Source organism: Pseudomonas putida (assembly GCF_001941965.1).
GTDB classification, from domain to species: Bacteria; Pseudomonadota; Gammaproteobacteria; order Pseudomonadales; family Pseudomonadaceae; genus Aquipseudomonas; species Aquipseudomonas putida_L.
In genome coordinates, this window is record NZ_MKZO01000012.1 from 16,678 (window position 1) to 42,157 (window position 25,480).

Annotated in this window: 26 protein-coding genes; 13 read left to right on the forward strand and 13 right to left on the reverse strand. The window is 63.4% G+C overall.

Annotated elements, in window-relative coordinates; genetic code table 11:
* The first annotated feature begins 211 nt into the window (after positions 1-211).
* Complete coding sequence (locus PSEMO_RS07115) at positions 212-517, forward strand: hypothetical protein (protein ID WP_075802419.1); 306 nt, start codon at positions 212-214, stop codon at positions 515-517.
* Positions 518-674: 157 nt separating this feature from the next.
* Entirely contained in the window at positions 675-887 is a 213-nt protein-coding gene (locus PSEMO_RS07120; RefSeq protein ID WP_064301762.1) for a cold-shock protein, read from the forward strand.
* A 63-nt stretch (positions 888-950) separates the two neighbouring features.
* On the opposite strand, the gene PSEMO_RS07125 is transcribed toward PSEMO_RS07120, so the two are convergent.
* Complete coding sequence (locus PSEMO_RS07125) at positions 951-1,271, reverse strand: I78 family peptidase inhibitor (RefSeq protein WP_075802420.1); 321 nt, start codon at positions 1,269-1,271, stop codon at positions 951-953.
* Positions 1,272-1,410: 139 nt separating this feature from the next.
* The gene (locus tag PSEMO_RS07130) at positions 1,411-1,713 is read right to left on the reverse strand and encodes a hypothetical protein (RefSeq protein ID WP_075802421.1); all 303 of its coding nucleotides are present in this window, start codon (positions 1,711-1,713) and stop codon (positions 1,411-1,413) included.
* Positions 1,714-1,901: 188 nt separating this feature from the next.
* Between PSEMO_RS07130 and PSEMO_RS07135 the strand changes: the two genes are divergently transcribed.
* On the forward strand, positions 1,902-2,162 hold the full coding sequence (locus PSEMO_RS07135) for a hypothetical protein (protein ID WP_075802772.1): 261 nt from the start codon (positions 1,902-1,904) through the stop codon (positions 2,160-2,162).
* Here the strand turns inward: PSEMO_RS07135 and rbsK are convergent.
* Genes rbsK through PSEMO_RS07160 form a run of 5 tightly spaced genes read right to left on the reverse strand, consistent with a single transcriptional unit; the run spans position 2,107 to position 7,526 of the window.
* Entirely contained in the window at positions 2,107-3,015 is a 909-nt protein-coding gene (rbsK, locus tag PSEMO_RS07140; RefSeq protein ID WP_075802422.1) for a ribokinase, read from the reverse strand. The two genes, PSEMO_RS07135 and rbsK, sit on opposite strands and share 56 nt — an antisense overlap.
* A gap of 9 nt (positions 3,016-3,024) precedes the next feature.
* Entirely contained in the window at positions 3,025-4,047 is a 1,023-nt protein-coding gene (locus PSEMO_RS07145; protein WP_075802423.1) for a LacI family DNA-binding transcriptional regulator, read from the reverse strand.
* Positions 4,048-4,051: 4 nt separating this feature from the next.
* Complete coding sequence (locus tag PSEMO_RS07150) at positions 4,052-5,041, reverse strand: ABC transporter permease (protein ID WP_075802424.1); 990 nt, start codon at positions 5,039-5,041, stop codon at positions 4,052-4,054.
* Positions 5,038-6,582 carry a sugar ABC transporter ATP-binding protein gene (locus PSEMO_RS07155; protein ID WP_075802425.1) on the reverse strand — a complete coding sequence of 515 codons (1,545 nt, stop codon included), beginning with the start codon at positions 6,580-6,582 and terminating at the stop codon, positions 5,038-5,040. The genes PSEMO_RS07150 and PSEMO_RS07155 overlap by 4 nt, the downstream gene beginning before the upstream one ends.
* Positions 6,579-7,526, reverse strand: a complete 948-nt coding sequence (locus PSEMO_RS07160; protein ID WP_075802426.1) for a sugar ABC transporter substrate-binding protein — start codon at positions 7,524-7,526, stop codon at positions 6,579-6,581. Before PSEMO_RS07160 ends, PSEMO_RS07155 begins: the two co-directional genes overlap by 4 nt.
* Before the next feature lie 396 nt (positions 7,527-7,922).
* Here PSEMO_RS07160 and PSEMO_RS07165 point away from each other — a divergent pair, with 396 nt between their 5' ends.
* Entirely contained in the window at positions 7,923-8,168 is a 246-nt protein-coding gene (locus PSEMO_RS07165; protein ID WP_075802427.1) for a DUF1654 domain-containing protein, read from the forward strand.
* Between the two features lie 5 nt (positions 8,169-8,173).
* Positions 8,174-8,863, forward strand: a complete 690-nt coding sequence (locus tag PSEMO_RS07170) for an endonuclease (RefSeq protein WP_075802428.1) — start codon at positions 8,174-8,176, stop codon at positions 8,861-8,863.
* A 3-nt stretch (positions 8,864-8,866) separates the two neighbouring features.
* Here the strand turns inward: PSEMO_RS07170 and PSEMO_RS07175 are convergent, their stop codons facing one another.
* The 6 genes from PSEMO_RS07175 to PSEMO_RS07200 all read right to left on the reverse strand — a co-directional run bounded on the left by PSEMO_RS07175 (position 8,867) and on the right by PSEMO_RS07200 (position 14,562).
* Positions 8,867-9,292: a GTP pyrophosphokinase gene (locus PSEMO_RS07175; RefSeq protein WP_075802429.1), complete on the reverse strand. Its 426-nt coding sequence runs from the start codon at positions 9,290-9,292 to the stop codon at positions 8,867-8,869.
* Between the two features lie 81 nt (positions 9,293-9,373).
* Positions 9,374-9,943, reverse strand: coding sequence for an SPOR domain-containing protein (locus tag PSEMO_RS07180; RefSeq protein ID WP_075802430.1), 570 nt, complete (start codon positions 9,941-9,943; stop codon positions 9,374-9,376).
* Between the two features lie 58 nt (positions 9,944-10,001).
* Positions 10,002-12,257, reverse strand: a complete 2,256-nt coding sequence (locus PSEMO_RS07185) for an Orn/Lys/Arg family decarboxylase (protein WP_075802431.1) — start codon at positions 12,255-12,257, stop codon at positions 10,002-10,004.
* A gap of 244 nt (positions 12,258-12,501) precedes the next feature.
* Positions 12,502-13,239 carry a DNA polymerase III subunit epsilon gene (gene dnaQ / locus PSEMO_RS07190; RefSeq protein ID WP_075802432.1) on the reverse strand — a complete coding sequence of 246 codons (738 nt, stop codon included), beginning with the start codon at positions 13,237-13,239 and terminating at the stop codon, positions 12,502-12,504.
* 85 nt (positions 13,240-13,324) lie between these two features.
* Positions 13,325-13,771, reverse strand: coding sequence for a ribonuclease HI (gene rnhA / locus PSEMO_RS07195; RefSeq protein WP_075802433.1), 447 nt, complete (start codon positions 13,769-13,771; stop codon positions 13,325-13,327).
* On the reverse strand, positions 13,768-14,562 hold the full coding sequence (locus tag PSEMO_RS07200) for a methyltransferase domain-containing protein (RefSeq protein ID WP_075802434.1): 795 nt from the start codon (positions 14,560-14,562) through the stop codon (positions 13,768-13,770). Before PSEMO_RS07200 ends, rnhA begins: the two co-directional genes overlap by 4 nt.
* Positions 14,563-14,641: 79 nt before the next feature.
* On the opposite strand from PSEMO_RS07200, the gene gloB reads away from it, so the two are divergent.
* From gloB to fabI, 8 genes are all read left to right on the forward strand, one after another.
* Positions 14,642-15,421, forward strand: a complete 780-nt coding sequence (gene gloB / locus PSEMO_RS07205) for a hydroxyacylglutathione hydrolase (RefSeq protein WP_075802435.1) — start codon at positions 14,642-14,644, stop codon at positions 15,419-15,421.
* 100 nt (positions 15,422-15,521) lie between these two features.
* Positions 15,522-16,967, forward strand: a complete 1,446-nt coding sequence (locus PSEMO_RS07210; protein ID WP_075802436.1) for a lytic transglycosylase domain-containing protein — start codon at positions 15,522-15,524, stop codon at positions 16,965-16,967.
* A gap of 120 nt (positions 16,968-17,087) precedes the next feature.
* Positions 17,088-18,917: an extracellular solute-binding protein gene (locus PSEMO_RS07215; RefSeq protein ID WP_075802437.1), complete on the forward strand. Its 1,830-nt coding sequence runs from the start codon at positions 17,088-17,090 to the stop codon at positions 18,915-18,917.
* Positions 18,914-20,761 (forward strand): extracellular solute-binding protein, encoded by a 1,848-nt coding sequence (locus PSEMO_RS07220; RefSeq protein WP_075802438.1) that lies wholly within the window; start codon positions 18,914-18,916, stop codon positions 20,759-20,761. The genes PSEMO_RS07215 and PSEMO_RS07220 overlap by 4 nt, the downstream gene beginning before the upstream one ends.
* 1 nt (position 20,762) lies before the next feature.
* Positions 20,763-21,836: a microcin C ABC transporter permease YejB gene (locus tag PSEMO_RS07225; protein WP_075802439.1), complete on the forward strand. Its 1,074-nt coding sequence runs from the start codon at positions 20,763-20,765 to the stop codon at positions 21,834-21,836.
* Position 21,837: 1 nt separating this feature from the next.
* Positions 21,838-22,857, forward strand: coding sequence for an ABC transporter permease (locus PSEMO_RS07230; RefSeq protein ID WP_075802440.1), 1,020 nt, complete (start codon positions 21,838-21,840; stop codon positions 22,855-22,857).
* Between the two features lies 1 nt (position 22,858).
* Entirely contained in the window at positions 22,859-24,475 is a 1,617-nt protein-coding gene (locus PSEMO_RS07235) for an ABC transporter ATP-binding protein (RefSeq protein WP_075802441.1), read from the forward strand.
* A gap of 13 nt (positions 24,476-24,488) precedes the next feature.
* Positions 24,489-25,283, forward strand: a complete 795-nt coding sequence (gene fabI / locus PSEMO_RS07240; protein ID WP_075802442.1) for an enoyl-ACP reductase FabI — start codon at positions 24,489-24,491, stop codon at positions 25,281-25,283.
* Positions 25,284-25,480 lie beyond the last annotated feature (197 nt).

Genomic DNA, 25,480 nt, shown 5'->3' on the forward strand with positions numbered 1-25,480 from the left:
AGTAAGTACGGAAACGCACGGAACAGACGTCCAGCGAACCCGAGCCGGGCATGCTAGCACATGGATTGGCACCTGCGTCGCGCCTGAGCGGCGCCAAGTGGAAATATTTGGAAAAAGGACCGATCGGTGAACTCCTGCGGATTTTTCCCGCTCAGAGTTACTGAAGCGTCCTACTCTTCCATGAGACCAAAAACCCAAGGAGTGCCTGGTTATGCGACTTCATTCTCTTCTGGCCCTGACGGCCGCTGGAGCCCTGCTGCTGCCCCTGGCTGCCAATGCCGGACCATGGCCTGATGGCAAGAAAGGCGAATACATGGACCAGTGCGTGCAGGTTGCCAGCAGCCAGCAGGGTGTCACCGCCGTCCAGGCGGACAAGCACTGCAAGTGCGGCGCAGACGCCATCGAGAAGAACTTCACCACGGCGGAAATCGAACAACTGGACAGCAAGACCGGCATCGACCCCAAGCTGAGGGACCGGGCCCAGGCTGCGGTGACGGCCGCCTGCAAGTCTAAATAATGAAGATGATCCGGCTCAATCTTGCGCCAGATCAGCATTAGATGAAGCTAAAAGCCACCACACGCGAATATTTAGACTATGATGTCCCGGTGCATCCTGTTGGCTCTCGGCGACACCGCACTACCGAAAAAAATCAAGTTTCCTGGAGATACACCCCATGTCCAATCGCCAAAACGGCACCGTCAAATGGTTCAACGATGAGAAAGGCTACGGCTTCATCACTCCTGCAGGCGGCGGCGACGATCTGTTCGTACACTTCAAGGCCATCGAATCCGACGGTTTCAAATCGTTGAAAGAAGGTCAGACCGTATCCTTCGTGGCCGAGAAAGGTCAGAAAGGCATGCAGGCTGCACAGGTTCGCCCAGAGTAATTTCTCTGCCGAATTAAAAAACCCGTCGCTCGCGACGGGTTTTTTATGCCTGCAATTGGCTGCTCAACCGCAGTTGACGCGGCTGATCACGCCCTTGTCATCGGCATGCAGGTTCAGACGCTCGGAGCGGTACTCCAGGGTAATCGCGTCAGTCGGCTTGAGGATGCGGGCCAGTTGTGCCCCGCTCGCCTTGCGCGCCTGCTCGAGCAGATCTGCAGACGCTGGCTTGCCGACCGCGAATCCGGCATTGCTGGCTTCGCAACGACCATCGGTGTTGGCAGGCGCTGCGGGCTCGGGCGTTTTCGATGCGCTACCGCCGCTGCTGCAGCCAACCAGGACTGCGGCGGCCAACAGGCTCACCAGTGATGCACGCATGGGAAACATGAATCCTCCTTAGGGATGCTGAATGCTGTTCGATCCGACAGCACTTGATGCGAGTTGTTGCAAAAGCATGTCAGTCTGCCCGAGTCGTCCCTGCAGGGGAAATGACAATAGTGTCTGGATTTTGCGCAGCAACGGCAGCTCAATACAGGTCGATATAGTCGCTGGACGGCTTGGGCCAGTTGTCCTGCAAGGCCTTGAACACCTGCCGCACCCAGCGCTCATCCTCTGCGGCCACCGGGCCGACGCAACCGGAGCCGGCGGCCCAGGTCTCCAGGCGGAACAGCAAGCCGTCAAGCTGGGCACCGCCGACCACCTCGGACAACCAGGCCTGCCCCGCCCGGTTGACGCGCAGCTGGTTGTGCCTGGCCCCATTGCCACAGGCAATCAGTTGGCGAACCTGTTCGAGAGTGAATTGCTGCGGGTCCTTGAGATCGATAGTCATGCTGTGGTCGCGCTGCTGGATAAATACCGATAGTTTGCCACGCTGCCGCTCTTATGCCTAAGTCGCAGAGCCGCATTGCACCCGGGATGGGTAAACTGGAAGCGTAGCGACAGACAATGGCGAACGGCCGCCGAACCGCCCAGGGCCCGGCCTTCAACCTCGACAGAATGGGCCACCCAGAGACTTCCATGACCAGCCACAGCATCGATGCCGACATCAAGGTGAAATGGCCCGAAGGCCAGAGCGCCTACAGCCCAGGGACAGCGGAAGAGCTGAGCCTTATCGCGATCGACCTGCTGGTCAAGGAAATGGGCAGCGACGCTGCGCGCAGCTTTATCGACCAGGTCTTCGAACGCTACCGTCACGAGCCGATCGCAGCGCCCGCCCAGGTGCTCACGGGCCGACCTCAGCCAGACCCGGAATCGACGGCTGAGCCCCTGCACGAGTGACGGAGATAGCCGCTGCACGCTGACCGAAAGCGACTGCCTCGCGCTCGCTGCAACCCCGTGCCAGCGCCGCAGCGAAGGCACCGACAAAGGTGTCACCGGCCGCCGTGGTGTCCAGCGCCTGCACAACCGGCGCGGCAAAGTGCTCACTGGCCTGCCCGGTTACCAGCAAGGCGCCCTGCGCACCCAGCGTGACAATTACCCGTGCCAACCCGAGATCGCACAAATGCCCGGCCGCCAACTGCGCCGAGGACTGGTCATGTACCGGCAAGCCAGCCAGGGCCGCCGCTTCGCTTTCGTTGGGAATCAGGTAGTCGATATTGCCCAGCCACTCTCCAGGCAAAGGCCCGCTGGCCGGCGCCGGATTGAGAATCACCGTCTTGCCCAGCGCACGCGCCCGCGCAAGCGTGAACGCAACGGTCTGCGGCGGGACTTCCATCTGGCAAACGACCACATCGGAAGCCTGCAGCAAGGCGTCGAAGCGTTCTATCGAGGGCGGCAACAAGTGCCCGTTGCTGCCGGCGACAATGACAATGGCATTCTGGCTTGCCGCATCCACCACGATCAGCGCCACGCCGCTGGAGACACCGGCAACCTCCTCCACCGCCTGGCAATCGATACCCTCGGCGCACAAGCCAGCCAGCAGTTGCCGGCCATAGGCATCGTCGCCCACGCAACCGACCATCGCCACCTGCGCCCCCAGCCGTGCAGCCGCAACCGCCTGGTTCGCCCCCTTGCCGCCGGGGACGGTGAAGAAGGAGTCGCCTGCCAGCGTTTCACCCGCCTGCGGCAAACGTCCGGCACGCACTACCAGGTCCATGTTGAGACTGCCCACCACCACTACCCTGCCTTGCATGATGCGCCCTCAGTCTTGTTCAGCGAACAGGTCCGGGCTACGCCCGGTGGACTCGCGCAGGACGATCTTCGGCGCGACGATCCGCTGCTCCACAGGGAGCACCCCGGGGCCGCCGATACGCCGCAGCAACATCGAGGCAGCCATTTCGCCAAGGTCACGAATCGACTGCCCGACCGTAGTCAGCGCCGGATAGACGTACTGACACATCTGGATATCGTCGAAGCCGATCACCGACAGTTCACCCGGCACCGTGATATGACGCTCGGCAGCGGCACGCAGTACGCCCATGCCGATCATGTCGTTACCGGCAAAGATCGCCGTCGGCCGATTGCGCCCGAGCAACTGAGCCGCCACGCCATAACCGCCAAGGCTGGTGAAGTCGCTGTTCACCACCCGCCCCTCGCCCAGCGTCACACCGGCCTCGACCAGCGCACGCTGGAAGCCGGCCAGGCGCATCTTCGCCACGCTGGTGTCCGCCGGGCCGTTGATGCAGGCAATATCCACATGCCCCAGGTCGAGCAGGTGGCGGGTTGCCAGATACGCACCCTGCTCGTGGTCGATGCGCACGAGGTCGGCGTCCACGCCTTCCAGCGCGCGATCAAGGATGACCATCGGGGTGCGTACGCTGGACAGGCTGGCGAGCAGGTCGCGGTCCTCACCGACCGAAGCGACGATGAGGCCGTCGATACGCTTCTCCAGCAACACGCGCAGGTAGCTGCGCTGCTTCTGCGGATTGTCGTCGGAGTTGCACAGGATCACGCAGTAGCCATTGCGTTCGCAGGCATCCTCGATGCCCCGGGCCAGCTCGGCGAAATACGGGTTGACACTGTTGGGCACCAACAGGCCGATGGTCGCGGTGCTGCGCGCCTTGAGCGACCGCGCCACGGCACTGGGCACGTAGTCGAGCTCGGCAATCGCGGCCTCGACCTTCAGGCGCACCGGCTCGCTGACCGGACGGGTCTTGTTCAGCACATGGGACACGGTGGTGTAGGAAATGCCGGCCAGCGCCGCTACGTCTTTAATGGTTGCCATGCTTTCAATTCCGTCGGCCCGCGCGCCGGCTGCGATAAGTGTCGAGCACCACGGCGATCACGATGACCGCCCCGGTGATGATGCGTTTGGTCGGTTCGGAGGCGCCGATCTGCGCCAGCCCCGCCGCCAGTACCGAAATGATCAGTACGCCGAAGAAGGTGCTGACGACCGAGCCACGCCCGCCCATCAGGCTGGTCCCACCGATCACCACCGCGGCGATGACCTGCAGTTCCAGGCCGGAGCCGGCATTGGGGTCGGCCGCTTCCAGGCGAGAGATCTGGAACAGCGCGGCCAGCCCGGCCAGCAGGCCCATCAGGGCAAACACCATGATCTTCCGGGGGCGCGGATCGACCCCGGCCAGGCGCACGGCCTCTTCGTTGGTACCGATGCCCACAAGGTAGCGTCCGAACACCGTGCGACTTAGCACCAGTTGCGCCACGACCACCACAGCCAGGGCAATCAGGAAGGACGGCGAGATGCCCAGGGCAACGGGGTTGGATAACCAGGCCAGGGCATCGCCGATATACGCGGTGCGCGAATCGGTGAGCTGATAGGCCGCGCCCCGGGCAATCTCCAGCACGCCAAGGGAGACGATGAAGGAGGGAATACGCCAGGCCACGGTAATCGCCCCGGTCAGGCTGCCGACCAGCGCCGCGCAGGCCATGCCCAGCAGGGCCGCCGGCAGGACACCCCAGCCCCAGCCGAGCATGGCCACGCTCACTACCGAGCCGGCCAGGGCCAGTACCGAACCGACGGACAGGTCGATGCCGCCGATGATCAGCACGAAGGTCATGCCCACCGCCAGCACCATCAGGTCAGGAATCTGGTTGGCCAGGGTGCTGAAGGTGGCGTACGAGAGAAAGTGGCTGCTGAGCAAGGAAAACAGCACCACCATGCTTAGCAAGGCGCCGGAAAGGCCAAGGTAGGTACCGAGTGAAAGCTGGCTGGCGCCGCGCCGGGCGGCCGCTGCCGGGCCAGGAGAGGATGTCTTCATGAGGCGCTTCCATGCGCTGCGTCGGACAGCAGCGCGTCACGTTTCTGATAGCCGGAAAAGGCCGCAGCCAGCAACGCATCCTGGCTCCAGTCATCCCGTCCGAAGGTGTCCACCAGGCGTCCCGCGCTGAGCACACCGATGCGGTCGCAAATCAGCATCAACTCGCGCAAGTCGCTGGATACCACCAACAGTGCCTTGCCCTGGCGCGCCAGCTCGGCGAGCAGAGCGTAGATGTCCAGCTTGGCCCCGACATCGATACCCCGGGTCGGCTCGTCGAACAGCAGCACCTGACAGTCACGCTCGAGCCAGCGCCCGATCACGACTTTCTGCTGGTTGCCACCCGACAGTTCGCCAACCGCCTGCCAGGCACCCGCGCTGCGAATGCGCAGGGCGGCGATACGACGCTCGGCCAGTGCCTGTTCGGCATTGCGGTCCAGTACGCCTGCGCGGGACACCGCCTCGAGATTGCCCAGCACCAGGTTGGCACTGATCGATTCGCCCAGGAGCAAGCCTTCGCCCTTGCGGTCCTCGCTGACCAGGGCGATGCCCTCGCGCACCGCCGCCATCGGCGAATCGATGCGACAGACCCGCAAGGGACGCCCCAGCTCCAGCGTGCCCCGGTCGGCAGGGTCGGCGCCGTAGATCAGACGCAAGAGCTCGGTTCGCCCAGCTCCTACCAGCCCGCACAAACCGAAGACTTCGCCGGCTCGCACCTCGAAGGAAACATCGACGACCTTGTCGCCGCGCCCGAGGCCGCTGACCCGCAGCAGCGGCTCGCCGATCTGCCGGTCCGGCGCCTCGATATGCTCGCCCAGCTCGCGCCCCACCATCAGCCTGACCAGTTCCTCGCTGCTGTAGCGCTCGATCGGTTCGACGCAGACCAGGCGCCCATCGCGCAGCACAGCGATGCGCTGGGCCACGCGCTTGAGCTCTTCAAGCCGGTGGGAAATGTAGATGATCGCCACCCCGCGCTGACGCAAGGCGTCGATCTGCACGAAAAGCAGTTCCACCTCCCGCTCGGTGAGCATCGCAGTGGGTTCGTCGAGAATCAGCAGGTGGCAGTCGCCGATGAGGTTGCGGGCGATCTCGACCATCTGCTGGTGGCCGATCCCCAGCTCAGCCACCGGCGTGTCCGGATCGATCGCGTCCAGCCCCATGCGCGCCATCGCCACCTCGGCCTGCTGGCGCAGGCGGGTGCGGTCGATCCAGCCGAAGCGTCCGGGCAGGTCGTGGAGAAAGAGGTTTTCCGCGACGCTCAAGGTCGGCAGCAGGTTCAGTTCCTGCATCACCATGCGCACACCGAGACGTTCGGCCGCGGCGCGACCGCCGGGCTGATAGGGTTGCCCCTGCAACGTCATGCTGCCGACGCTGGCGGCTTCGAGACCGGCAATGATCTTCGACAGCGTGCTCTTGCCCGCGCCGTTCTCGCCTGTGAGGGCCAGCACCTCGCCCCGCCGCAGGCTCAGGTCGATGCCATCGAGCACAGGGTGCGCGTAGGTCTTGCCCACTGCGTTGACGGTGAGCAGCACGTCGCCGTTCATTGCTTGCCGGTCACCAGGTCAACCGGGGTCTGGATGACATTGTCGGCATCCACTTCGGGCTTCTCGCCCTTGAGCATCTTCAACGCGGCCTCGATGCCGAACACCGCCTGCCGGGCGGCGTACTGGTCGGCGGTAGCGAGCACGCGGCCATCCGCCAGCATCGGTGCGATGGCCTTGATATTGTCGTAACCCACCACCTGCACCTGACCGCTACGGCCGGCGGAACGCACCGCCGATACCGCGCCCAGGGCCATGCTGTCGTTGCCGGTGAGCAGGGCCTTGAGGTTCGGGTACTCGTTGAGCATCGCCGAAGCCACCGCATTGCCCTTGTTGATCTCCCAGTTACCGGACTGCACCGAGACGATCTTCATCTGCGCCGCCTCCATCGCATCCTTGAAGCCGGCGGTGCGCTGCTGGGCATTGGTGGTGGTCGGCACACCCTCGATGATGCCGACCTCGTCACCGGCCGTAAGCCTGCCGGCCAGGTAGTCGCCGACCAGACGGGCACCCTTGCGGTTGTCCGGCCCTACGAACGGCACGCTGAGCTGCTTGCTTTTCAGAACGTCGGGATCGAGACGGTTATCGATATTGACCACCGTGATACCCGCATCCATGGCGCGCTTGATCACCGGCACCAGGGCCTTGGAGTCAGCCGGGGCGATCACCAGGGCGTTGACCTTCGAAACGATCATCTGCTCGACGATACGGATCTGCGCCCCGGTATCGGACTCGTCCTTGATACCGTTGGACACCAGATCGAAGTCGCCGGCGTGTTCTTTCTGGTAGGCCTTGGCCCCGTCTTCCATGGTCAGGAAGAATTCGTTGGCAAGGGATTTCATGACCAGCGCGACCTTGGGGCGGTCTTCGGCATGTGCGAAAGAGGCAAGTGAGAGAACGGCGAGCAAGGCCACGGCCTGAATCCGTCCACGGGAAGGCAAGTGCATGTAGTTTACTCCGCATTTTATGCTTTTTATCGGATCGCAAACGTTTGCGTTACCCCACTATGGGAACGGAACCTGACTTTGTCAAATGTGCGGAAAGGCACCAGGCAGGAACCGCGGCGCGGGAATTGTCACTCAAACGCTCGGAAAACCGAACTTTTAATTGGAATCGTCCGGATTTCCGGAGGCAGACAAAGTGCCCTTCCGATTCTAGGCAATGGGCCAGCGTTTGCTGAGTCCTACGCGACCTTGTTGAACGCTGGTGGAAAATTGTTTTGCCACCCATGCAGCAAATACGCGGCGAAGCGGTCATACAGCCTCTTTGAACCGACGAGCTGTTGCGAAAACTCCTACAGTTAAATACTGTATGCGCATACAGCAAAAACAAGGAACCCTTGCGTGGCCACTTCCTCCGCAATCACTCCCGCCAGCAGCTACGAACAGCTCGGCGTGCGCATCCAGAAAATCATCAACTCTCCGACTGCCCAGCGCTCGAAGGCCGCACTGATCTTCCGCCTCGAACACGAGTCGGTGGATGACTGGGAAACCCTGCTCGAAGAAATCGCCGAGAACGACAACGTCACCCTCGCCCACCGCGACGATGGCGGCGTGCAGATTTTCTGGACGGTACCGAAGGAAGACTGACGCGGATGAGATTCATGGTATTGGCAGCCAGCTGCCTGTTGTTCAGCCTCACCGCCCACGCCGATGCACCCCGTACCTTCAGCGAAGCGAAAAAGGTCGCCTGGCGCCTGTACGCGCCGCAATCGACCGAGTTCTATTGCGGCTGCAAGTACAACGGCAACAAGGTCGACCTCGCCGGCTGCGGGTATGTCCCGCGCAAGAATGCCAATCGCGCCTCGCGCATCGAGTGGGAACACATCGTGCCGGCCTGGCAGATCGGCCATCAGCGTCAATGCTGGCAGAGCGGCGGTCGCAAGAACTGCTCGCGCAACGACACCGTCTACCAGCGCGCCGAAGCCGACCTGCACAACCTGGTACCGAGCATTGGCGAGGTCAATGGCGATCGCAGCAACTTCAGCTTCGGCTGGCTGCCCGAGCAGCATGGGCAATATGGCTCATGCCTGACCCAGGTGGATTTCAAGGCGAAGAAGGTCATGCCGCGTCCATCCATTCGAGGGATGATCGCACGCACCTATTTCTACATGAGCAAGCAATACAACCTTAACCTGTCCAGACAGGATCGGCAGTTGTACGAAGCCTGGAACAAAACCTATCCGGCCCAGGCCTGGGAAATCCAGCGCAACCAGCGCGTTGCCTGCGTGATGGGGCATGGCAACGAATTCGTCGGCCCGGTGAACCTCAAGGCCTGTAGCTGAAGTTCAGGCCAGCGTCTGCAGGTAGGCGCTGGCCTGCTGGCAACGTTGCAGGCGGGCGATGTCGGCGGGACCGGGCACCACGATGCGGGTCGGGTCACTTTCATCGGCCAGGTCCGCCAGCTTGACCACCCGCGCCAGGGGATCGCTGCCGATCCTGATGACGAATTCCTCATCGCTTTCATCGCAACGCGGACTCAGGGCCTGCACCGCCGCGAGGATCTTCAGGGCGAAGCCCTCGCGAGCCAGGTCGGACAGCGTCATGGGCGACTCCTGCAGCACTTCGTGCAGCACCGCGACGATACGCTGCTCGGTGGTCGACACCCGCAGCATCACCCGCAGTGGGTGCAGGATGTATGCTGCGCCCCCTTTGTCCCTGTGCCCCTCATGGGCGCGGGCTGCAACCGTAATGGCTCGCTCCAGCGTGGACATGGCCCCCTCCTCACCGTTGCTGCACTCAGCGATAAACACCTTCCTCAATGAGCATAGCTGGCAGGGGCGCAATGGACAGGTCTATCGCGGCGCGTCGTGCTGGATGACCACCGAGTCGGTACCCAGGCGGGCCATCACGTCGTTCTTGCTGGCTTCGGCTTCGGCCTTGTCCATGAACGGGCCAAGCAACACCACGGGCTTCTCGTTGCGGTAGACCACGGAAGAAGGAATGCCCTTCTCGATCAGGCGCGCGGTGATGTCGCTGAGGGCGCCCATGTTCGGGCCCTGGACGATCTCCACATCCCAGCCCTGCGGCGCCGGCTCGTTGGCGATGGCCTCGGCGCGGCGCTGCAGGTCGGCACCGCCGCACACTTCACGGATGCGCAGGTCGTTGCCGGTTTCGTCGATGATGATGTTGTAATCCGCGCCGTTCTTGATCGCCACGTAGCTGCGATACGGCAGGTAGTTGCCGCTGTCGTCCTTGCCACGGAACTGGCCGCAGATGTCGCCCTGGGTGTTGAACCGCACGTTGGCGAACTTGGCCGTCTTGGGGTTCTGCAAGTGCTCGGCAACCTGCTTGTGAACCCGCTCGGCATCGTTGTTACAGCCGGCCAGGGCCAGGACTGCCATTACCATCGCCACTTTGCGCACGCGTCTACCTCCTGAATTCAAGCGGCGGATTCTAGCACCTGGCCGCCAGCCGGGTCCGCTACTCCTTGACGCAGTCCACGGTGTAGACCCGTACTCCTTCTATTTCCTCATGTTGCAGACCATGCACATCGGCGACGAATCCGGGGAAACCGGTATCGAAGGCGCGGGCGAAAGCGAGGTAATCGAGAATGGACCGGGTCGCCTCGGTGAAGCGCTCGCCAGGCATGATCAACGGGATGCCCGGCGGATACGGGACCAGCATCACCGCCGCGACGCGCCCCAGCAGTTGCTCGATGGGCACGGCTTCGACGTCGCCGCGAACCAGCTTGTCGTAGGCCATCGACGGTTTCATCACCGCTTCCGGCAGGCGCGTGTAAAGGCGCTTGAGCTGCTTGGCGGTGGCGTTGCTGCGATAGCAGGCGTGCAATTCATCACAGAGATCGCGCAAGCCCATGCCGCGATAGCGCTGCGGGTCCAGGCCAGCGACACAGGGCAGGCACTGGCTCAGCTCGGTGTTGGCGTCATAGTTGCGTTTGAACTCCAGCAACTCGGTGAGCAAGGTGCTCCACTTGCCCTTGGTGATCCCCATCGAGAACAGCACCAGGAAGGAATACAGCCCGGTCTTCTCCACCACCAGCCCGCGCTCCCAGAGAAACTTGCTGACCACTGCCGCCGGGATGCCATGGCGGTCCAGGCTGCCTCCGGCGTCCAGGCCAGGCATGACCAGGGTCACCTTGATCGGGTCGAGCAGCACGTAGTCCTCGCTGACGTCGCCGAAGCCGTGCCAGTGCGCCTGGGGCTCGAGCAGCCAGTCCTCGGTGGCGACGCGATGGATGCCTTCGACCCGCGGCGGCTGCCAGACGCTGAACCACCAATCCTCGGCAGCCAGGTGCTCACGCAGGTTGGCCAATGCACGGCGGAAGCTCAGGGCCTCGTCGAACATCTCCTGCAGCAGCGAACGCCCCGCCGGCCCTTCCATCATCGCCGAGGAGACATCCAGCGAAGCGAGGATGCTGTACTGCGGCGACGTGGAGATATGCATCATGAAGGCTTCATTGAAACGGTCGCGGTCCAGTTGCCGGCGACCGCCATCCTGCACATGGATCATCGACGCCTGGCTGAAGGCGGCGAGCAGCTTGTGGGTGGAATGGGTACTGAAGACCAAAGGGCTATCGTCGCTGCGCGAGGTGCCCATGGCATAACGCCCGGCGAAGAATTCATGGAAGGCCGCGTAGGCGTACCAGGCCTCGTCGAAATGCAGGACCTCGACACTGTTGCCCAGGGTCTGCTTGATCATCTCGGCGTTGTAGCAAAGGCCGTCGTAGGTGGAGTTGGTCACCACCGCCATCTTCACCCGCGGCTCGCGATCACGGGTCAGCGGATTGGCGAGGACCTTGGCCTGGATCGATTCGGGACTGAATTCGCTGAGGGGGATCGGGCCGATGATGCCCAGCTCGTTGCGCTCCGGGCACAGGTACAGAGGAATCGCGCCGGTCATGATGATCGCGTGCAGCACCGACTTGTGGCAGTTGCGGTCCACCAGCACGAGATCGTCGCGCCCCACCATCGAGTGCCAGACGATCTTGTTCGCTGTCGAAGTGCCGTTGATCACGAAGAAGGTGTGGTCGGCGCCGAAGTTGCGCGCTGCGCGGGCTTCGGCCTCCGCCAGCGGGCCCGTGTGGTCCAGCAGCGAGCCCAGTTCAGGCACCGAGACCGACAGGTCGGAACGCAGGGTGTTCTCCCCGAAGAACTGGTGGAACGCCTGCCCGACCGGGCTCTTGCGATAAGCCACCCCGCCGCCATGGCCGGGTGTGTGCCAGGAATAGTTGGACTGCGCGGTGTGCTGTACCAGCGCCTTGAAGAAGGGTGGCAGCAAACCGTCGAGGTAGTTGTGCGCGGCGCGGGCGACCTGACGGGCGAGAAAAGGCACGGTGTCTTCGAACAGGTAGAGGATGCCGCGCAACTGGTTCAGCTCGCTCATGGCATCGGCCGGGGCATTTTCCAGGGTGACCTGCTCGCCCAGGGCGAATATGGGCAGATGAGGTGCCCGGGACCGGGCCAGGCGAATCAGCTCGACCATGTTCTGCAACAGGTGGGTATTTTCGCCTGCGCCTTCGGCAGCGATCAGCATGCAGGCGAGGCCATGATGGGTCGCCGCGACCAGGCGGCCTTCGGCGTAATCCACGGCGCTGAGGATGGTAAAGCCATCCTGCGCCAGCTCCTGGGCGATACCGCGGACGCGGTCGCCGGCTACGGTGTCGGACTTGATATCACGGTGAACGATCAGAACGGGGAACTTGAGATCCTTGTACATGGGCGGCGCTACCTTGTTCCTGCGACGGGCCTCGTGGGCCGTTCATCTCAGGGTAGAAGGTCGCCGCCATCACGTGCGGGAAATGCCTTGGGGACTGATGCCATTAACCCGTTCGAAAGCACGGCGCGGACCCTGTGGGAGCTGGCTTGCCAGCGATAGCGGTAGTGGATTCACCGACGTCATCGCTGCGGTGCGGCGGTCCGACAAGCCAGCTCCCACAAGGTTCGTGCAGGACCTCAAGATTTTATTGAAGTTGTTGCCACAGCGCCGGGCCACCGGCCGACTTGGCCACGGCCTCGAGGCGCGCGACATGGGCTTCCAGTTCTTCCGGCGTAGCGCGAATGATCCGCCCGGCCTGACGGCTCGCAGGCAACCGGCGGATCTCGCTGCCCTGATTGGCGGCGCCCTCGCCTTCACCATCGTTGCCAGCCAGCGAAAGGCTGGTCTGGCCACCGGTCATGGCCAGGAAGACATCCGCCAGCAACTCGGAGTCGAGCAAGGCGCCGTGCAGTTCACGGCCGGAGTTGTCGATGCCGTAGCGTTTGCACAAGGCATCGAGGCTGTTGCGCTGGCCCGGATGACGCTCGCGGGCCATCACCAGGGTGTCGAGGATGTCGCAATACTGCGACAGATCGGCGCGATCCTGCTGGCCGATCAGGGCGAATTCGTTATTGAGGAAGCCGACGTCGAACGCCGCGTTGTGGATGACCAGGCGCGCGCCCTGGATAAAGTCGAAGAACTCGTCGGCGACTTCGGCGAAACGCGGCTTGCCCACCAGGAAGGCATCGGTGATGCCGTGGACGCCGATGGCGCCTTCGTCACTCGGGCGGTCCGGCTGCAGGTAGACGTGGAAATGGCGCCCGCTCAAGCGGCGGCCAATCAGTTCGACGCAGCCGATCTCGATGACCCGGTGGCCATCGGTTACCGGCATACCGGTGGTTTCGGTATCGAGGACTACCGACCTGTTGTTCTGCAAATCCACGCCGGTGCTCTCCTGCCGTGTTGCTCAAAGCGACGAATCTTAACCCAGCTTCGCCGCGGCGTCCCGGAGATTCATCGGCACGCGCTCAGCGCACGCCGCGAACCTCGTCGACCCCGCGATTGGCCAACTGGTCGGCGCGCTCGTTGCCATGATGGCCGATATGCCCACGCACCCACTGCCACTTGACCTTGTGTCGATTGACCTGCTCGTCGAGCAATTGCCAGAGGTCGGCGTTCTTCACCGGCTCCTTGGCCGCGGTTTTCCAGCCGCGTTTCTTCCAGTTGGTCATCCATTCGGTGATGCCTTTCATCACGTACTGCGAGTCGGTCACCAGCAACACGTCACACTCGCGGCGCAGCGCCTCGAGGCCCTTGATCGCCGCCATCAGCTCCATGCGGTTGTTGGTGGTCTCGCGTTCGCCGCCCCAGAGCTCCTTCTCGACGCCCTTGTAGATCATCAGGACGCCCCAGCCGCCAGGGCCCGGATTGCCCTTGCAGGCGCCATCGGTGTAGATCTCTACGCTATCGCTCATGTACAGCCTTTTTCATCGTTGAAGGGTCTGCCTTCCGGGTGCGGCGCCTGGCGGTTGACCTTGGCCAGCGGCAGCGGCAGAAGCTTGCCCATTGGCTCGCGGCGCTCGCGGCGAAGCGGGCGCAGGCCGACCACCATCTTGCGCGCCACCAGCAGGTAGACACCGCCGCCGGAGCCTTGCCAGCGTCCGGCCAACCGCTCCCAACCCGCCAGGCGGGCCTGCCAGGCCGGTGAGGCAAGCGGCGGACGATAGCACCCGAACCGGCGTTTCTCCAGCGCGAAACCGAGCAGGTTGAGCCAGTCACCAACCCGCGATGGCGAGATGCAGCGCGCCTTGCGCAGCGCGTCATGGGCGAAGACCCGGCGCACGCCCCAACTGCTCCAGGGGTTGATCCCGACGATCAGCAGATGCCCGCCGGGACGCACGCTGCTGGCCGCCTCGCGCAGCAGCCCGTGGGGAGACAGGGAAAAGTCCAGGCCATGCTGCAGCACCACCACGTCGGCCGCGTGCTCGCTCAACGGCCAGGCCTGTTCCTCGCAAACGATCTCCACCCCAGGCAGCGGCGCGCCGAGGCGCACGTTGCGCTGCACCTGCGGCGCGGTGGGCGGCGGCTCGGCGCCAGGCCCGTAATGCACCAGGTAGCCGCCGAAATAGCGGCCAAGCTCGTCCTCCAGAAGGCGCTGCTCTTCGGCGAGCATCAATTGCCCCAGCGGACCGGCGAACCAGTCACGGGCCAGGCTGATCAGTTCGAGCCACTCAGGATCGGCCTGGGCGAAGGCTTGATCGGTCATTGCGTTCTCCCTGGAAGGTTCTCGACGGGACACATAGCTACTAAGATGCACCCTTGTCCCACGTTTGGCGAATCGCTCGATGATACAGATAGAAGCCTTGCCCGCTTTCAATGACAACTACATCTGGTTGTTGCAGGATCCCGCCAGCCGCCGCTGCGCGGTGATCGATCCGGGCGACGCGGCACCGGTGCTGGCGTGGCTCGAAGCCCATCCGGACTGGCGCCTGGAAGATATCCTGATCACCCATCATCACAACGACCACGTCGGCGGCGTCGAGGCCCTCAAGGCCAGGACCGGGGCGCGGGTCAGCGGGCCGGCCAGCGAACGCATTCCGGCGCGTGACGTAGACCTGGAAGACAACGCCGTGGTCCGGGTCCTGGATACCGATTTCCAGGTGTTCGCGGTGCCCGGCCATACCCTCGGGCATATCGCCTATTTCAGCGACCAACCGGAGACGCCCCTGCTGTTTAGCGGCGACACCCTGTTCGCGGCCGGCTGCGGCCGTCTGTTCGAGGGCACGCCGGAGCAGATGCACCGCTCGCTGCAGCGCCTGGCGGCCCTGCCCGGGGCCACCGAGGTGTATTGCGCCCACGAATACACCCTGAGCAATATGCGCTTCGCCTGTGCCGTCGAGCCGAACAATCCGCAGGTTCTCGCACGGTTCGAGGAAGTTTCCCGCTTGCGCGCGGAAAATCGCATCACGTTGCCATCAACCATCGAGCTGGAGCGGCTGACCAACCCCTTTTTACGGGTCGACGAAACATCCGTTAAAGAAAAAGCAGACGAACGGACCGGCGCCTTAAACCCTACGCCAAGTGCTGTTTTTGCTGGGTTGCGGGCTTGGAAGGATAGGTTCTAAGGATTGCCGCTTGATGACTGCACAGTTCTGAAAGGTTGACCCGGTTGGGGGCGCTTTCTAGAATCGCCCGACATTTTCGCCCGGAACTCTCTCCCAGCCAATGTCGTCCAATCGCCGCAGAACCTTCAAATCCGTCGCCCTGACGCGCCTGGCACAGGCCGTCGCGCTCGGCCTGACAGCCACCCTCGTGGGCTGCCAGAGCACCAGTCACCTGGGTGACGACGAAAGCGTTCGCGTCCACGTCCAGCCCCGCGTGAAGCACAAGCCTGTGTTCGTCCAGGCCAAGCCCGCGGAGCAGGTGCCACAGGACGTCTGGGAACGCATTCGCCAGGGCTTCCAGCTGCAGGACGATATCGGCGTGAACCCGCGTATCGAGCAGCAGCGCCTGTGGTTCGCCAGCAACCCGAGCTTCCTGCAGACCGCAGGCGACCGCAGCAGCCTGTATATCCACTACATTGTCGAGCGCCTCGAAGAGCGCGACATGCCGCTGGAACTGGCCCTGCTCCCGGCCATCGAGAGCGCCTACAACCCGATGGCCTACTCCCGCGCCCATGCAGTCGGCCTGTGGCAGTTCATTCCGTCCACCGGGCGGCACTACAACCTGCGCCAGACCAATTTCTACGATGGCCGTCGCGACATCACCGCCTCGACCAACGCCGCACTGAACTACCTGAGCCGCCTGCACGACATGTTCAATGGCGACTGGCTGCTGGCCCTGGCGGCCTACAACGCCGGCGAAGGCACGGTCAGCCGGGCGATCGAGCGCAACGAGCGCGTCGGCCTGCCCACCGACTATTGGAACCTGCCACTGCCCCAGGAAACCCGTGACTACGTGCCGAAGCTGCTGGCCCTGTCCCAGGTGGTGCTGACCCCGGACGCCTACGGCGTCAACCTCAACCCGATCGCCAACGAACCCTACTTCGAAGCGGTGGCCATCAAGGACCGCCTCGACCTGTCGCGGGTCGCCGCCCTGGCGGAGATCGACGAGGACGAACTGTTCCAGTTGAACCCGGCCTTCAAGAAGCGCATGACCGTGGATGGCCCGCACCAGCTGCTGGTACCGACCGCCAAGGCGCAGTTGCTGACCAGCAGCCTGTCGAGCATGAAGCCCGAGGAGCTGCTGGCCCTGCAGCCCAAGGCTGCCGTGTTCGAGGCCGCCCTGGCCGAAGCCAAGGCCCCGCCAGCGCGTAGCGTGCGCTACCGGGTCAAGCGCGGCGACAGCCTGGGCAGCATCGCCCAGGCCAACCGGGTCAGCGTCAAGGACCTGCAGCGCTGGAACAAGCTCAAGGGCAATCGCCTGACCGCCGGCCAGACCCTGGTCATGCAAAGCAGCCAGCCAGCGATCAAGCTGGCCTCCGCATCGAAGCCTGCTCCTGCCTCCAGCAACAAGCAGCGCGCGACCCAATACAAGGTGCGCAAGGGCGATTCGCTGTATCTGGTCGCCAAACGCTTCAACGTCGAAATGCAGCACCTCAAGCGCTGGAATCCGCGTAGCGGCCAGGCGCTGAAGCCCGGTCAGACCCTGACCGTCTACCTGCCTCACTGATATAAGGAAGGCACCGCCCGAGGGCGGTGCCAGACGCCACGGATGCGCTCTTTTTCCTGTCGATACAAGCTGTTACTGTAGGACGCATAAAGCCCAAGCCGCCTGGACCGGATCGCCGACTTGATACGTCCCCTCCTGCTGTCACTCAGCCTGGTCTTGAGCTTTCCCGCAGGCGCGACCATCACCGAGAGTCACGGTTACGCCCAGTTCGGCACGCTCAAGTACCCAGCCAAATTCACCCACTTCGACTGGGTCAATCCGCAAGCGCCCAAGGGCGGTACCTTGCGCGCGATGGCGTTCGGCACCTTCGACACCCTCAACCCCTACACCTTCAAGGGCAGCAGTCCGGTGACCACACCGAACTTCCTGCAATACGGGGTCAACGAGCTCAACGAAACCCTGATGGTCGGCACCGGCCAATATGATCCGTCCGGGGACGAGGCCACCTCCAGCTACGGGCTGATCGCCCGTTCGGTGGAGTACGCCGAAGACCGCAGCTGGGTGGTGTTCAACCTGCGCCCGGAAGCACGCTTCCACGATGGCAAGCCTATTACCTCCGCGGATGTGGCGTTTTCCTACCGCACCCTGCTCAAGGAAGGCCACCCGATCTACCGCACCAACCTCCAGGAAGTGGCACGGGTCGATGTGCTCAATCCGCTGCGAATCCGCTTCGTCTTCAAGCGTGCCGGCAACCCCCTGCTGATCCTGCGCCTTGGCGAAATGCCGGTACTGCCACAGCACTATTGGAAAGATCGCGACTTCAAGGCCACCACCTTCGAGCCGCCGCTGGGCAGCGGCCCTTATCGCATCACCGAGGTCCAGCCGGGCCGGCGCCTGGTGTTCGAGCGGGTCAAGGACTGGTGGGGCAAGGACCTTGCGGTCAATCGCGGCAAGTACAATTTCAACCGCGTCGAGTACGAGTTCTACCGCGACAGCGACGTGGCCTTCGAAGCCTTCAAGGCCGGCGAGTTCGACATCTATATCGAGCACCAGGCGAAGAACTGGGCCAACGGCTACAACTTCCCGGCGGTTCGCCGCGGCCAGGTGATCCAGGCGCAGATCAAGCACCAGATCCCGACCCAGACCCAGGGCCTGTTCATGAACAGCCGGCGCGCCGCCTTCGCCGATCGCCACGCGCGCGAGGCACTGGGCCTGATGTTCGACTTCGAATGGACCAACCGCGCCCTTTTCAGCAGCGCCTATCGGCGCGCCACCAGCTTCTACCCCAACAGCGAGTTCAGCGCCGAGGGTTTGCCGGTGGGCAAGGAATGGCTGTTGCTGGCGCCCTATCGTGATCAACTGCCCGCTGCCCTGTTCACCAAGCCCTTCGCCGTCAGTCAGACCGATGGCCGCGGTATCGGCCGCGACAACCTGCGCCGGGCCCTGGAGCTGCTGGGCAAGGCCGGCTGGAAACTCAACGGCCAGCGCCTGCTCAACAGCAACGGCCAGCCGCTGAAGCTGGAGATTCTCCTGGTCAATCCCAACCTGGAACGCATTCTCCAGCCTTATGTGGAGAACCTTGCCAGCATCGGCGTCGACGCGCGCCTGCGCACCGTCGACCGCGCCCAGTACAAGCAGCGTCTGGATCAGTTCGACTTCGACATGATCCTGATGACCATGGCCCAGACCCTCAGCCCCGGACTGGAGCAATGGCAATACTTCCACTCCAGCCAGGCCAGCACCAAGGGCAGCAAGAACTATGCTGGCGTCGACGACCCGGTGGTCGACCACCTGCTCGACGCCCTGCTCGCCGCCCAGACCCGCGATGACCAGGTGGCGGCCACCCGCGCCCTGGATCGGGTCCTGCTGTGGCAGCACTACATGATTCCCAACTGGTATCTCGACTATCACCGCCTGGCCTACCGCAACCGGTTCGCCTTCGTCACCACGCCGCCCTACACCCTGGGGCTGAACAGCTGGTGGCTCAAGCCTTCGGAGAACGCCCAATGATGCCGATGCCCCGTTTGCGCCTGATGCTCGGCGGCCTGCTGCTGGCCGGCCTGAGCCTGCCGGCCCTGGCCGCGCCGCAGCATGCCGTGACCCTGTACAACGAAGCACCGAAGTACCCGGCGGACTTCAAGCACTTCGACTATGTGAACCCGGATGCGCCCAAGGGCGGCATCTTCCGCGAAAACGGATTCGGCAGCTTCGACAGCCTCAACCCGTTCATCAGCAAGGGCGTGCCGGCGGACAATATCGACCTGGTCTACGACACCCTGGCCCGGGCGAGCCTGGACGAGCCGTTCACCGAATACGGCCTGCTCGCCAGGCAGATCGAGAAAGCCCCGGACAACAGTTGGGTGCGCTTCTACCTGCGCCCGGAAGCACGCTTCCAGGACGGCACGCCGGTCCGCGCCGAGGACGTGGTGTTTACCTTCAACACCCTGATGAAAAGCGGCGCCCCGCTGTTCCGCGGTTATTACGCCGACGTCGCCGAAGTGGTCGCCGAAGACCCGCTCAAGGTGCTGTTCAAGTTCAAGCACAGCAACAACCGTGAACTGCCGTTGATCCTCGGCCAGATCGCGGTACTGCCCAAGCACTTCTGGGAAGGCAAGGACTTCACCAAGGGCGGCCTGGAGATCCCGGTGGGCAGCGGGCCGTACAAGGTCGGCGAGGTCAAGCCGGGGCGTTCCATCCGCCTGGTGCGGGACAAGAACTATTGGGGCAAGGACCTGCCAATCAACCGCGGCTTCTACAACTTCGACACCATCAGCGTCGACTACTACCGCGACAACACCGTGGCGCTCGAGGCCCTCAAGGCCGGGCAGTTCGATTACTGGTTCGAGACCAGCGCGAAGAACTGGGCAACGGCCTACAACATCCCTGCAGTAAGGGAAAAACGCCTGATTCGCGAAGAAATCCTCAACGGCACCCCGACCGGCATGCAGGGCTTCGTGTTCAACCTGCGCCGCCCGGTGTTCCAGGACGTGCGGGTGCGCCAGGCGCTGAGCCTGCTGCTGGACTTCGAATGGACCAACAAGCAACTGTTCAACGGCGCCTACACCCGCACTGGCAGCTACTTCGAGAACTCGGAAATGGCCGCCCAGGGCCTGCCGGGGCCGGATGAGCTGAAACTGCTGGAGCCACTGCGCGGCCAGATCCCCGAGCAGGTGTTCACCGAGGCATTCAAGAACCCGGTCACCGATGCCAGCGGCATGATCCGCGACCAGCAACGCCAGGCCTACAAGCTGCTGCAGGAAGCCGGCTGGCGCATCGAGAACGACAAGATGGTGGATGCCCAGGGCAAGCCGCTGACCATCGAGTTCCTCCTCGCCCAGACCGAGTTCGAACGCATCCTCCTGCCCTACAAGCGCAACCTCGCCGACCTCGGCATCACCCTCACTATCCGCCGCGTCGACGTCGCCGAGTACATCAACCGCCTGCGTTCGCGGGACTTCGACATGATCGTCGGCGGCTTCCCCCAGTCCAACTCCCCGGGCAACGAGCAGCGGGAGTTCTGGCAGACCGGCAGCGCCGACAATCCCGGCAGCCGCAACTACATGGGCCTGAAGGACCCGGCGGTGGACAGCCTGGTGGAATCGCTGATCAATGCCGACTCGCGGCAGAGCCTGGTCGCCCATACCCGCGCCCTCGATCGCGTGCTGCTGTGGGGCTACTACGTGGTGCCGAACTGGCATATCAAGACCTGGCGCGTGGCCTACTGGAATCACATCGGCCACCCGGCAACACCGCCCAAGTACGACATCGGCATCAATACCTGGTGGGTCAAGCCCGAGGTGAAACCCGCTACCCCGGAGGCGCCTGAAGACGCCACCGCGAACGGGGACCACTGAGATGCTGGCCTATATCCTGCGACGCCTGCTGCTGATCATTCCGACCCTGTTCGGCATCCTGATCATCAACTTCATCATCATCCAGGCCGCGCCCGGCGGCCCGGTGGAACAGATGATCGCCAAGCTCGAAGGCTTCGAAGGCGCCACCAGCCGGATCGCCGGCGGCGGCGCCGAAGTCTCGGTGGCCGGCTCCAACTACCGCGGCGCGCAAGGCCTGGACCCGGCGCTGGTGAAGGAGATCGAGCGCATGTACGGCTTCGACAAGTCGGCACCGGAACGCCTGTGGATCATGGTCAAGAACTACGCCCAGCTGGACTTTGGCGACAGCTTCTTCCGCGATGCCAAGGTGGTCGACCTGATCGCCGAGAAGCTGCCGGTGTCCATTTCCCTCGGGCTATGGAGCACCCTGATCATGTACCTGGTGTCGATCCCCCTGGGGATCGCCAAGGCCACCCGGCACGGCAGCCATTTCGATGTGTGGACCAGCTCGGCGATCATCATCGGCTACGCCATTCCCGCCTTCCTCTTCGCCATCCTGCTGATCGTGGTGTTCGCCGGCGGCAGTTACCTGGACTGGTTCCCGTTGCGCGGATTGACCTCGAGCAACTTCGACGAGCTGAGCACCTGGGGCAAGATCGGTGACTACTTCTGGCACCTGGCACTGCCGATCACCGCTCTGGTCATCGGCAACTTCGCCACCATGACCCTGCTGACCAAGAACAGCTTCCTCGACGAGATCAACAAGCAGTACGTGGTCACCGCCAAGGCCAAGGGCCTGACGCCGAATCGCGTGCTCTACGGTCACGTATTCCGCAACGCCATGCTGCTGGTGATCGCCGGCTTTCCCTCGGCCTTCATCGGCATCTTCTTCACCGGCTCGCTGCTGGTGGAGGTGATCTTCTCCCTCGACGGCCTCGGCCTGATGAGCTTCGAAGCGGCGATCAACCGCGATTACCCGGTGGTCTTCGGCACCCTGTTCATCTTCACCCTGCTCGGGCTGGTGGTGAAATTGATCGGCGACCTGACCTACACCCTGGTCGATCCACGCATCGACTTCGAAAGCCGGGAGCACTGAGATGAACCTGTCCCCTCTCAACCGCCGCCGCTTCGAGCGCTTCAAGGCCAACCGCCGCGGCTGGTGGTCGCTGTGGCTGTTCCTGATCCTGTTCGGCCTGAGCCTGGGCGCCGAGCTGATCGCCAACGACAAACCGCTGGTGGTGCGCTACGACGGCGAGTTCTACTTCCCGGCGTTCAAGCGCTACCCTGAAACCACTTTCGGTGGTGAGTTCCCCCTCGAAGCCAACTACAAGAGCCCGTATATCCGCGACCTGCTGGAGAAAAAGCAGAGCTGGGTGGTCTGGGCGCCGATTCCGTTCAGCTACCAGAGCATCAACTACGACCTCAAGGTCCCGGCCCCTGCCCCGCCCTCGGCGCAGAACTGGCTGGGCACCGATGACCAGGGCCGCGACGTGCTCGCGCGGGTGATCTACGGCTTCCGCATCTCGGTGCTGTTCGCCCTGACCCTGACCGTGCTCAGTTCCATCATCGGCGTGATCGCCGGCGCCCTGCAGGGCTTCTATGGCGGCTGGGTGGATCTGGCCGGACAGCGCTTCCTGGAGATCTGGTCGGGCCTGCCGGTGCTCTACCTGCTGATCATCCTCGCCAGCTTCGTGCAACCCAACTTCTGGTGGCTGCTGGGCATCATGCTGCTGTTCTCCTGGATGAGCCTGGTGGACGTGGTGCGCGCCGAGTTCCTCCGTGGGCGCAACCTGGAGTACGTGCGTGCAGCACGGGCGCTGGGCATGCAGAACGCGGCGATCATGTACCGGCATATCCTGCCCAACGCCATGGTCTCGACCATGACCTTCCTGCCGTTCATCCTCACCGGCGCCATCGGCACCCTGACGGCCCTCGACTTCCTCGGCTTCGGCCTGCCGCCGGGCGCGCCGTCGCTGGGCGAGCTGGTCGCCCAGGGCAAGTCCAATCTGCAGGCGCCGTGGCTGGGCATCAGCGCCTTTGCCGTACTGGCGCTGATGCTGAGCCTGCTGGTATTTATCGGCGAATCCGCTCGCGACGCCTTCGACCCGAGGAAATAAGATGAACACGGACACCTTGATCGAAGTGCGCGACCTCGCCGTCGAGTTCGTCAGCGGCACGCAACAGCAACGCGTGGTGGAGAGCGTGAACTTCGATATCCGCCGCGGCGAGACCCTGGCCCTGGTCGGCGAAAGCGGCTCGGGCAAATCGGTCACCGCCCACTCGATCCTGCGCCTGCTGCCCTATCCGCTGGCCCGCCATCCGGCCGGGACCATCCGCTACGACAACCAGGACCTGCTGCACCTGGACGAGAAGAAGATGCGCCATATCCGGGGCAACCGCATCGCCATGATCTTCCAGGAACCGATGACCTCGCTGAACCCGCTGCACAACATCGAGAAGCAGATCAACGAAGTGCTGATGCTGCACAAGGGCCTGCGCGGCAAGGAAGCCACCGCGCGGACCCTGGAGCTGCTGGAACTGGTCGGCATCCCCGACCCGGTCAAGCGCCTCAAGGCCCTGCCCCACGAACTGTCTGGCGGCCAACGGCAACGGGTGATGATCGCCATGGCCCTGGCCAACGAGCCGGAGCTGCTGATCGCCGACGAGCCAACCACGGCCCTGGACGTCACCGTCCAGTTGAAGATCCTGGAGTTGCTCAAGCATTTGCAGGCCAAACTGGGCATGGCGCTGTTACTGATCAGTCACGATCTGAACCTGGTGAAAAGAATTGCGCACCGCGTATGTGTCATGCAGCGCGGTTGCATCGTCGAACAGGCGTCGTGTGAAGAACTGTTCCGCGCTCCGCAGCATCCGTACACGAAAATGCTGCTCGGCGCCGAGCCCAGTGGCGGGCCGGCCGGCAACCCGGAAGGCGCGCCATTGCTGGAAGTCGAGGACCTGCGCGTCTGGTTCCCGATCAAGAAAGGCCTGCTGCGCCGCACCGTGGACCATGTAAAGGCGGTGGACGGCATCAACTTCAGCCTGCCCCAGGGCCAGACCCTCGGGATCGTTGGCGAAAGTGGCTCGGGCAAGTCTACGCTGGGTCTGGCGATCCTGCGGCTGATCGCCAGCCAGGGCGCCATCCGCTTCGAGAACCAGCGGCTGGATGGCATGAGCCAGCAGCAGGTACGCCCGCTGCGGCGGGAGATGCAGGTGGTGTTCCAGGACCCCTTCGGCAGCCTCAGCCCGCGCATGTGCGTGAGCGATATCGTCGGGGAAGGCCTGCGCATTCATCGGATAGGCACGGAGGCGGAACAGGAACAGGCCATCATGGAGGCACTCAGGGAAGTAGGTCTGGACCCGGAAACCCGGCACCGCTACCCTCACGAGTTTTCCGGAGGCCAACGACAACGGATTGCCATTGCCCGGGCACTGGTATTGAAACCGGCGCTGATCCTGCTGGACGAGCCCACTTCGGCGCTCGACCGCACCGTTCAGCGCCAGGTAGTGGAACTGCTGCGCGCGCTGCAGACCAAGTACAACCTGACCTACCTGTTCATCAGCCACGACCTGGCGGTGGTCAAGGCGCTCAGCCACCAGTTGATGGTGGTCAAGCAGGGTCAGGTGGTGGAACAAGGTCCGGCCGCACAGATTTTTGCTGCACCACAACATTCCTATACACAGCAGCTGCTGGAAGCCGCCTTTTTGGCTCCCACGGCTGTCGATATAACCTGAAGAGGAACAACACATGGGTTTTCTCGCCGGTAAGCGCGTACTGATCGTCGGTGTCGCCAGCAAACTGTCCATCGCATCCGGCATCGCTGCCGCCATGCATCGCGAGGGTGCAGAACTTGCCTTCACCTACCAGAACGAAAAGCTCAAGGGCCGCGTCGAAGAGTTCGCCGCTGGCTGGGGCTCCAACCCTGAGCTGTGCTTCCCTTGCGACGTTGCCAACGATGACGACATCGCCAAGGTCTTCGAGGAACTGAGCAAGAAGTGGGACGGCCTGGACTGCATCGTCCACTCCGTAGGCTTCGCTCCGGGCGACCAGCTCGACGGCGACTTCACCGAAGTCACCACTCGCGAAGGCTTCCGCATTGCCCACGACATCAGCGCCTACAGCTTCGTGGCCCTGGCCAAGGCCGGTCGCGACATGATGAAAGGCCGCAATGGCAGCCTGCTGACCCTGTCGTACCTGGGCGCCGAGCGCACCATGCCGAACTACAACGTCATGGGCATGGCCAAGGCCAGCCTGGAAGCCGGCGTTCGCTACCTGGCCGGCAGCCTCGGCCCGGAAGGCACTCGCGTCAACGCCATCTCCGCGGGCCCGATCCGCACCCTGGCCGCTTCCGGCATCAAGAGCTTCCGCAAGATGCTCGCGGCCAACGAAGCCCAGACTCCGCTGCGTCGCAACGTCACCATCGACGAAGTCGGCAACGCCGGCGCCTTCCTCTGCTCCGACCTGGCGTCGGGTGTCAGCGGTGAAATCATGTACGTGGACGGTGGCTTCAACACTACCGCCATGGGCGATATCTCGGAGTAAGACTTCGGGAAACGAGAAAAGGCCGCTGATGCGGCCTTTTCTTTTGCCTGGTGTTTTGTTGTCGCTCTTTCGGGCCTCATCGCCGACAACGCCGGCTCCCACAGGTATTGTGTGCACCACCGAACCTTGTGGGAGCCGGCGTTGCCGGCGATGAGGCCATTGAATCCAGCACATGAAAAAGGCCGCTTGCGCGGCCT

Bases quoted from the DNA above. Each gene is read 5' to 3' on its own strand.
- PSEMO_RS07115 (WP_075802419.1), top strand. From the start codon at position 212: ATGCGACTTCATTCTCTTCTGGCCCTGACGGCCGCTGGAGCCCTGCTG.
- PSEMO_RS07120 (WP_064301762.1), top strand. From the start codon at position 675: ATGTCCAATCGCCAAAACGGCACCGTCAAATGGTTCAACGATGAGAAA.
- PSEMO_RS07125 (WP_075802420.1), bottom strand. From the start codon at position 1,271: ATGTTTCCCATGCGTGCATCACTGGTGAGCCTGTTGGCCGCCGCAGTC.
- PSEMO_RS07130 (WP_075802421.1), bottom strand. From the start codon at position 1,713: ATGACTATCGATCTCAAGGACCCGCAGCAATTCACTCTCGAACAGGTT.
- PSEMO_RS07135 (WP_075802772.1), top strand. From the start codon at position 1,902: ATGACCAGCCACAGCATCGATGCCGACATCAAGGTGAAATGGCCCGAA.
- rbsK (WP_075802422.1), bottom strand. From the start codon at position 3,015: ATGCAAGGCAGGGTAGTGGTGGTGGGCAGTCTCAACATGGACCTGGTA.
- PSEMO_RS07145 (WP_075802423.1), bottom strand. From the start codon at position 4,047: ATGGCAACCATTAAAGACGTAGCGGCGCTGGCCGGCATTTCCTACACC.
- PSEMO_RS07150 (WP_075802424.1), bottom strand. From the start codon at position 5,041: ATGAAGACATCCTCTCCTGGCCCGGCAGCGGCCGCCCGGCGCGGCGCC.
- PSEMO_RS07155 (WP_075802425.1), bottom strand. From the start codon at position 6,582: ATGAACGGCGACGTGCTGCTCACCGTCAACGCAGTGGGCAAGACCTAC.
- PSEMO_RS07160 (WP_075802426.1), bottom strand. From the start codon at position 7,526: ATGCACTTGCCTTCCCGTGGACGGATTCAGGCCGTGGCCTTGCTCGCC.
- PSEMO_RS07170 (WP_075802428.1), top strand. From the start codon at position 8,174: ATGAGATTCATGGTATTGGCAGCCAGCTGCCTGTTGTTCAGCCTCACC.
- PSEMO_RS07175 (WP_075802429.1), bottom strand. From the start codon at position 9,292: ATGTCCACGCTGGAGCGAGCCATTACGGTTGCAGCCCGCGCCCATGAG.
- PSEMO_RS07185 (WP_075802431.1), bottom strand. From the start codon at position 12,257: ATGTACAAGGATCTCAAGTTCCCCGTTCTGATCGTTCACCGTGATATC.
- rnhA (WP_075802433.1), bottom strand. From the start codon at position 13,771: ATGAGCGATAGCGTAGAGATCTACACCGATGGCGCCTGCAAGGGCAAT.
- PSEMO_RS07200 (WP_075802434.1), bottom strand. From the start codon at position 14,562: ATGACCGATCAAGCCTTCGCCCAGGCCGATCCTGAGTGGCTCGAACTG.
- gloB (WP_075802435.1), top strand. From the start codon at position 14,642: ATGATACAGATAGAAGCCTTGCCCGCTTTCAATGACAACTACATCTGG.
- PSEMO_RS07210 (WP_075802436.1), top strand. From the start codon at position 15,522: ATGTCGTCCAATCGCCGCAGAACCTTCAAATCCGTCGCCCTGACGCGC.
- PSEMO_RS07220 (WP_075802438.1), top strand. From the start codon at position 18,914: ATGATGCCGATGCCCCGTTTGCGCCTGATGCTCGGCGGCCTGCTGCTG.
- PSEMO_RS07225 (WP_075802439.1), top strand. From the start codon at position 20,763: ATGCTGGCCTATATCCTGCGACGCCTGCTGCTGATCATTCCGACCCTG.
- PSEMO_RS07230 (WP_075802440.1), top strand. From the start codon at position 21,838: ATGAACCTGTCCCCTCTCAACCGCCGCCGCTTCGAGCGCTTCAAGGCC.
- PSEMO_RS07235 (WP_075802441.1), top strand. From the start codon at position 22,859: ATGAACACGGACACCTTGATCGAAGTGCGCGACCTCGCCGTCGAGTTC.
- fabI (WP_075802442.1), top strand. From the start codon at position 24,489: ATGGGTTTTCTCGCCGGTAAGCGCGTACTGATCGTCGGTGTCGCCAGC.